This window comes from Stenotrophomonas sp. UBA7606, assembly GCF_002477705.1.
GTDB lineage: Bacteria > Pseudomonadota > Gammaproteobacteria > Xanthomonadales > Xanthomonadaceae > Stenotrophomonas.
Genome location: NZ_DLJW01000036.1, coordinates 1 through 7,768 on the forward strand (window position 1 = coordinate 1; position 7,768 = coordinate 7,768).

General features: G+C 64.5%; 6 protein-coding genes. All 6 read right to left on the bottom strand.

The features are described from left to right. Window positions 1-2,947, bottom strand: a 2,947-nt coding sequence (locus tag B2527_RS05435) for a Calx-beta domain-containing protein (RefSeq protein ID WP_293706516.1), incomplete at its 3' end; no start/stop codon positions are given. Window positions 2,948-3,126: 179 nt separating this feature from the next. After that, complete coding sequence (ung, locus tag B2527_RS05440) at window positions 3,127-3,816, bottom strand: uracil-DNA glycosylase (RefSeq protein ID WP_293706517.1); 690 nt, start codon at window positions 3,814-3,816, stop codon at window positions 3,127-3,129. After that, a complete protein-coding gene (locus B2527_RS05445; RefSeq protein ID WP_293706518.1) occupies window positions 3,813-4,655 on the bottom strand; it encodes a response regulator in 843 nt (280 codons plus the stop codon). Before B2527_RS05445 ends, ung begins: the two co-directional genes overlap by 4 nt. A 7-nt stretch (window positions 4,656-4,662) precedes the next feature. Next, complete coding sequence (gene ftsX, locus B2527_RS05450) at window positions 4,663-5,610, bottom strand: permease-like cell division protein FtsX (protein WP_293706519.1); 948 nt, start codon at window positions 5,608-5,610, stop codon at window positions 4,663-4,665. A gap of 9 nt (window positions 5,611-5,619) precedes the next feature. After that, the gene (ftsE, locus tag B2527_RS05455; protein WP_293706520.1) at window positions 5,620-6,306 is read right to left on the bottom strand and encodes a cell division ATP-binding protein FtsE; all 687 of its coding nucleotides are present in this window, start codon (window positions 6,304-6,306) and stop codon (window positions 5,620-5,622) included. Window positions 6,307-6,745: 439 nt separating this feature from the next. Beyond that, the coding region (gene rhlB / locus B2527_RS05460; RefSeq protein WP_293706521.1) for an ATP-dependent RNA helicase RhlB at window positions 6,746-7,768 on the bottom strand (1,023 nt) is incomplete at its 5' end.

The following is a 7,768-nucleotide window of genomic DNA, read 5'->3' on the forward strand; positions in this document are numbered from 1 at the left end:
AGAACACCGGATTGGCCGGAGTGGCTGTGAAACCGGTGATCGCCTGCGTCATCAATCCCACCAGCACGCCGTTGGTGGCGGACACATTATTAAGTGTCCGGTGGGCATCGTTGCCCACCGCATCTTTCAAACTGCCGCCATTGAGTCCCAGTGCGCCTACTGCAATACCGTCGTCGTCACGGTCACCGCTGGCCACGGCATAAGTGAAGATCAGCGCCGACGTACCGCTGCCCGCGACATAGTTGGCGTACACGGTGCTGCCGCCTACCATCAGGGCCAGCTGCGGCGTCCCGGTTACGACCAGCACTTCGTTGAAGGTGACCACAAAATCCAATGTGCTTCCGGCCTGGTAACGGCCGGCCGCAGGCACGCTCACGGACGTCACCTCCGGTCCGGTCGTATCGACGGTGTAAACCTGCCCACCGGTGAAGCCAGCGTCGATGGCATTGCCCAACATCACTCCCCGGATACCGGTACCACTGGCGTTGAGATCCAGCCGCAGGGTGCCGTTGCCGGAGACATTGCCCACCTGCAATGTATACGTTTCGCCTGCACCCGATACCAATACTGACTGCACCATACCGCTGGCGGTATCGGTCCGCGTCAAACTGAAGTCGCTTGTATCAACGCCGCTGACCGGCTCGGAGAAGTTCACCTGGAAACGCAGGTTGCTGGCATTGCTCGGCGAAGCATCCACGCGGGTGATGGACGTCACGGTGAGCGGCGGCAACACCGTCAGCGAATAGCTCTGGGTCTTCAAGAACGGCGCGTTGCTGCCGATGCTCGAATCCTTCACCTCCACATCAAAGTTGAAGGTGCCCTGTGTCGTTGGCATACCGGACAGCTCACCGGTGGAACTGAGTGTCAACCCGTTCGGCGGTGTTCCAACAAGCGCATAGCGGTAGGGCGCGGCACCACCACTGGCGCTGACAGTCTGGCTGTAACTCGTACCCACCACGGCCGCCGGCAGGGTGGGGGGGCTTACCGTGATGGTGGGTGGCAATACCATCACCGTCACCCGGGCCGGTGTGGAGGTGCCTGCGACGTTGGTAAGGGTATAGGTAAAACTGTCCTGCCCCGCGTACCCCGCTGCCGGAATGTAGGTGAGAGCGTTACCACTGGCTGCGGCGGTGCCGTGACTGGCCGCCGCGGCTACCGCCACGCTGGTGACATGGTTGCTGGTATCGACGGGGATGGAGACGACGCCGCTGTTGTAAGGAACATGCGCCACAGTAATTGCGGCGGCGTTCGGCCTGCTGACATAGGTGAACCGGTCCGCCGCACTGATAGTGCTGGTGCCGCCTGGGGTCGTCACCGTGATATCCACGGTGCCTGCGCTGCCGGCCGGCGACGTGGCGGCGATGGAAGTGGCGCTGTTGACGATAACGTTGACGGCACTCTTGGCGCCAAACGTCACCGCAGTGGCACCGCTGAAATTGGTACCGGTCAGGGTGACGGCCGTACCACCGGCGGCAGGGCCGCTGGCGGGTGAAATGCTGATGATCGCAGGTACAGGGACAGGATCGTCATTTAGAATTGTGCCCACACCCTGCCCGTCAACCGTTGTGGCACCCGACACATCGCTCAGGTTGACGAAGAAGGTTTCATCGGATTCGTAGGCGGCATCGCCATTTACCTTCACGAAAATGGTCGTGCTGGAGCTACCCGCTGGAATAATCATCGTGCCTGAAGCGGCGACGTAGTCGGTGCCCGCTGTTGCGGTGCCATCGGCAGTGGCGTAATCGAAGCTTACGCCACCTGCGCCGGCGGGCTGGTTCAGGCTCACGGTGAAGACAAAGTCCGTCTGGTTTGCATTGCCTTCGTTCAGGCGGACATCGTTTATCGTCAGCGTGGTTGGGTTGGCATTGACGATGGTGCCGGTAGCCGAACTCGGGCTGCCTACGGTGTAACCACTGCCGACGGCCACGCTGACCGTGGCGGTTTCATCTGCCTCTGCGGTGGCATCTGCAACCGGGACAAGGCGCAACGTGATGCTGCTGGCGTTGGCCGGAATGGTTACCGATGCCACATTCCCGCTGTAATCAATGCCAGCGGTGGCGGTGCCGGAAAAAGTCAGGTTCACCGTGGTCGGTGTTGTCAGCGCAACATCGCGGGTGACGGTGTAAACCAACGCCGTGCCGCTATCCTCGCGTACCGCGGCAGGGGAGACCGCAATGCTTACATTCGGCGCGATAGGTATTACCCGATTGCTGGGCCCCACCTGCAAACTGGAGTATCCCGCGCTCATTGCCTGCACATTGAACTCATACGATTTACCCGGGGTCAGTCCTGTAACCACGACGGGGCTGCTATTGCCTTGCGCCATCGCGGTGAAGTCGGTGGACATGACCAGATACGTCACCGTCGTACCGCCGGGCACGTTGGAAGGCGAGAAACTGACTGTGGCCGAACCCACACCGGCAACCGCGGCCACATTACCCGGATCCGACGGCGTGGCATTGGCAAGAATCCAGAACGGCGCAGACGGCGTGGAGACAGTGCCAGCGGCCCATTGATAATGGGTGCCATCGCCTGCCGCGCGCGACATCTGGAACGAAGGCGACACCTGCACCCGGCCCTGCACCATGTCCTCGTCGCTGATCTTGTAGGTGGCCGTGCAAGTGCCGGTGTAGGTGATGGTGCTGCAGTTACTGCTGGCAAACGTACTGGGCGCACCACCGTTGAAGGTAACGCCAGTGATGGGCGTGCTGTTGCTGTCCACGTTGAAGATGAAGGTGATTTCCTGCCCCTTCGCGCTATAGGTGCTGGGGCTGACCGACGTCAAACTCACTGTCTGTGCCATCGCCGGTGCTGCCATGACGGTGACACATAGCAGCACGACGGCGGCTGCCAGCGCGTGGGCAGCACGGTGTAAGGGCTGTGCGTGCAGCAGATGGAGCACGCACGACAGACCGGCGCGAGCGCGCCCGTTGATTTGCTTGAACATATAGCCCCCTGCACCGGTGCGGGACCGGCGTGCCATGCACGCTGCACAGCATTCGCGGCGACATAGGAACACACTGTCGTAAGACCACCGCAAGGGGGGCCGCGCGAGGCGGAAAACCGCCGATTTAGCTGACGCGCATCACATTTTTTGCACTGCTACGACAGAAATCCGCGCAAAACTCAGGACAGGTCCCAGCGGATGGGGGTTTGCCCGTGGCGTTGCAAATAGTCGTTGGTCTGCGAGAAATGGCGGCAGCCGAGGAAGCCGCGATGGGCCGACAACGGCGAGGGATGCGGGGCCTTGAGCACGCGGTGGCGGCGGGTATCGATGACCTTGCCCTTCTGCTGGGCGTAGGCACCCCACAGCAGGAATACCAGGCCCTCGCGCTCACGGTTGAGCACGTCCACCACATGGTCGGTGAAGCCCTCCCAGCCACGCCCCTGGTGCGCGCCGGCCTTGCCCTCCTCCACCGTCAATACGGCGTTGAGCAGCAGTACCCCCTGGCGTGCCCACGGCAGCAGGCAGCCGTGGTCCGGCCGTGGGATGCCCAGGTCGGCCTCGATCTCTTTATAGATGTTGAGCAGCGACGGCGGTACCGGCACCCCCGGCATCACCGAGAAGCTCAAGCCGTGCGCCTGGCCGTAACCGTGGTAGGGGTCCTGGCCCAGCACCACCACCTTCACCTGTTCGAACGGGGTGGTGTTGAAGGCAGCAAATATCTCCGGGCCGGGCGGGAACACCTGCACTCCATCGGCCTTGCGCTTGCGCAGAAAGGCCGACAACTCGCGCATCTCCGGCCGCAGCAGCCAATCACCTATGCGTGCCTTCCAGCTTGCTTCCAGCTGGATGCTGTTGCCGTCCTGGCTCACAGCATCACGGCCGGCTGTGCCATGCGCGCCAGCCGCAGCTGGAACAGCACCTTGGTCACCAGCAGGCGTTCTTCGATGGGTTTCTGCACCAGGTCATTGGCCCCGGACTGCAGCAATGCCGACTGGTTGTGCGGGTTGCCATCACCGGTCATCACCAGTACCGGCAGGCGGCGCTTGCCATAGCCGAAATCGATGCGGATGCGCTCGACCACGTCGCGGCCGCTCAATTCGCCCTTCAGGGTGACGTCGGTCAGCACCAGGTCCACCGGGCGCGTGGTGCGGCCCAGTGATTCAGCGGTGAGCAGCGAGAACGCATCCTCGGCGGTAAGCACATGCACTACGTGCAGCTTGTGCCGCTCCAGCATGCGCTTGGTGGCCTCGGCGACGACGCGGCTGTCCTCGACATACAGCACGGTGGCGTCTTCCACCGGCTCGGGCTGCACATAGCCCCGAATGAAGGTGGCCAGGGCCTCATGCCCCAGGGCCTTGTCGAAATAGTCGGTGACGTACTCGGTGAAACGGCGCTGCTCCAGGTGCTGCTGGGCATCGCCGGAGACCACGATCACCGGCACGTAGGCCTGGCCGGCGGCTTCGCGCACGCTGCGTGCCAGTGCCAGGCCATCGCCATCGGGCAATGCCAGCGAGGTGGTGACCAGGTGCACCGGGCCGTCAGCCAGTGCCTGCCGTGCTTCCTCGATGCTGGCGCAGCCAATCACATCCACATCGGGCAGCTCGCGCTTGAGCACATCGCTGATCAGACGCCGTACCAGTTTGGAACCATCGACCACCATTACCCGCGGGGCATCGCTGATCAGGTGCTTGAGCTCTTGCGTGGCCATGCGTGCCTCAGGTTTCAGTCGGTCGAGTCTGCCTGAGGAAATGGCCGGTAACCAGCCATGCGCCCAACCAGCCCAGTATCGTGGTGGCCACCAGCACCATTGCCGAATGGAATGCATCCAGCCCGTGCAGCACGAACGGGCTGCCATAGCTCTGTGACAGTTCCGCCAGCGGCGCGCGCAGGGCCAGCCCGCAGATGCCGATCAGCCCCAAGGCCACCACACCGGCTCCCAGGCCGTACCAGCCCCCGAGGTAGACGAAGGGGCGGCGGATGAAGCCGTCGCTGGCGCCGAGCAGCTGCAGCACGCCGATCTCCTCGCGCCGGGCCTGGATATCCAGGCGCACGGTATTGCCAACCACCAGCGCCGCACCCAGCCCCAACAGTGCCGACAGCACCTGCACCAGGCGCGCCCCAAAACGCAGCCAACCGTCCAGGCGTTGCCGCCACAGCGCATCATGCTGCACCAGGTCGGCCTCGGGCAGCGCTTCCAGCGACTTGGCCAGGGCCGCGTCATCGCCCTCGGCCGGGGTCACGATCAACAACGTTGGCAGCGGGTTCTCACCGAGGGCATCAATGGCCTCGCCCAGACCCGCGGTCTGGCGCAGTTCGGCCAAGCCCTCGTCGGGGCTGCGCAGCACCACGGCTGCCACTTCCGGGCGCTGGCCAATGGTGGTGGCCAGGGCCTGCGCCGCGGCTGCATCCACGGCGGGCTTGAGGAACAGGTTGATGTCGCGCGATTGCTGCACGCTGCCCGCGAACACCTTGAGGTTGTCCAGGGCGATCGACAGGCCCAGTGGCAGCGCCAGCGCCAGCGCCATCACCGCCACGGTCAAGGCGGTAGCCCACGGCTTGCGTACGGCGCGCCCCAGGCTGAACACGACGCTGTGCAGGTGATGGTTGATCCAGGTGCCCAGCCGCGAGGGCGCGGCCGCTTCAGTATTGGCTGTCTTGCTCATCGTGCTCGTTCACTCCGCCAGATCGTGCGGCGAGATGTCATCGACCAGGCGGCCGTGGTCGAGGATCAACACGCGCTTGCGCATCTGCTTGATCAGCGCCAGGTCATGGCTGACCACCAGCACGCTGGTGCCGCGCGCCGGCAGCTCGGCGAACAGCGCCATGATTTCCGCGGCCAGGGTCGGGTCCAGGTTGCCGGTGGGTTCGTCCGCCACCAATAGTTTGGGCTCGGCCACGATGGCGCGGGCAATACCCACGCGCTGCTGCTCGCCGGCGGACAGTTCGCTGGGCAGCGCCTTCTCGCGATGGCCCAGCCCCATGCGCTCGAGCACCGAACGCACCCGCTTGCTGCTGTCGGCACGGCGGTCACCGCGCAGCAACAGTGGCAGGGCGACATTCTCGCCGATGCTGCGGTCCACCAGCAGGCGATGGTCCTGGTACACCGCGCCCACCTCACGCCGATGCAGGGCGACCTTGCCGCCACGCACCTTGAGCAGGTTGCGCTCACCAAAGATCACCGCGCCACGGCTGGGCCGCTCGCTCAGATGGATCAGCTTGAGCAGGGTGCTCTTGCCGGCACCGGAGTGCCCGGTGACGAACAGCATTTCGCCGCCGGCCACCTCGAAGCTGACATCCAGCAGCGCCTGGTGGCCGCCGGCATATTGTTTGCTGACATTGTCAAAACGCAGGACGTTCATCCTGCCGATTATGCAGGAGCGCGGGCGGGCTGCGGGGGATGCCGATCAGGTGACGGGTTACCTGTAGTGCCGGGCCATGCTCGGCAACAGGCTTTGCCGGCCACGCTGCAGGAGCGGCGTCAGCCGCGAAACGGGGATTGCATCAACCGGCAAAAAGCTCACCCCTCCCCAACCCTCCCTTGCTACGCAAAAGGGAGGGGCTGTAGTGCCGAGCCATGCTCGGCAAGGGGCTTTATCAGCCATCCGGCCGGTGGGAGCAGCGCAAGCCGCGAAGCCGGGATTGCATCAACCGGCAAAAAGCTCGCCCCTCCCCAACCCTCCCCTTTGCTACGCAATGGGAGGGGCTGTAGTGCCGAGCCATGCTCGGCAAGGGGCTTTATCGGTAATGCCCCTGCCGAGCATGGCTCGGCACTACAAGGGCTCGCGGCGATCGCGGCTATCAGCTGCCAGACAACATCCGGCGGATCTTGCGGCCCAGGCGGGTCAGGAACGAATCGCTGTCGTTGCCGCCGCGCATCGACTTGACCTGCAACTGCACCGGGCCATTGCTGGCCACTGCCGGTGCAACGGCGGCGGCTGCCTCGGTACCTTCCACCGGACGGCCGTGACGACGACGGCGACGCTTGCGCGGTGCGCGTTCACCTTCCACTGCCGGGCTGTTGGCAGCATTCGGCGCACCTTCGGCGGCCGGACGCGGCGGCTTGGGCGAGCCGTCGGCATTGCCCGGGGCGCCTTCGCTGCGCGGCTTGCGCGGGCCGCGCGGTTTGCCATCGGCGCTGCGCTCGCCACGGCGTTCGCCGGGCTTGCCACCACTGCGACCACCGCCACGACGGGCTTCGTCAGCGGCCTTCTGCTCGCGGGCTTCGCGGAAGATCGCACCCACGCTCTCGCCTTCCTCACCCTCGGGCAGCGGTGCGCGCTCCGGACGCGGCAGCGCGGTCAGCAGCTCGCTGGTCACCGATTCCACCGGAATCTTCTGCTCGATGTAGGCCTCGATGTCCGGCAGGCTCATCGCGTAGCGCTCGCAGGCGAAGCTGATCGCATCACCCTCTTCGCCCAGACGTGCGGTACGACCGATGCGATGTACGTAGTCTTCGGCGTCAAACGGCAGGTCGTAGTTGTAGACGTACTTGATACCGTCGATATGCAGGCCACGCGCAGCCACGTCGGTGGCCACCAGGATTTCCAGCTGGCCCTTCTGGAAGCGGTTGAGCAGGCTCTCGCGCTTCTTCTGCGGCACGTCGCCGGACAGCACGCCAACGCGATAACCGGCCTTTTCCAGCGCACGTGCAACACGCTCGACGAACACCTTGGTATTGACGAACACCATGGTGCGCGCGCCTTCACTGCGCGACAGCAGGCCGATCAGCAGCGGCAGCTTTTCTTCGTCGGCCGGGAAGTAGATGCGCTGGCGCACGCGCTCGGCGGTGATGCTTTCGGTTTCCACCACCAGCTTCTGCGG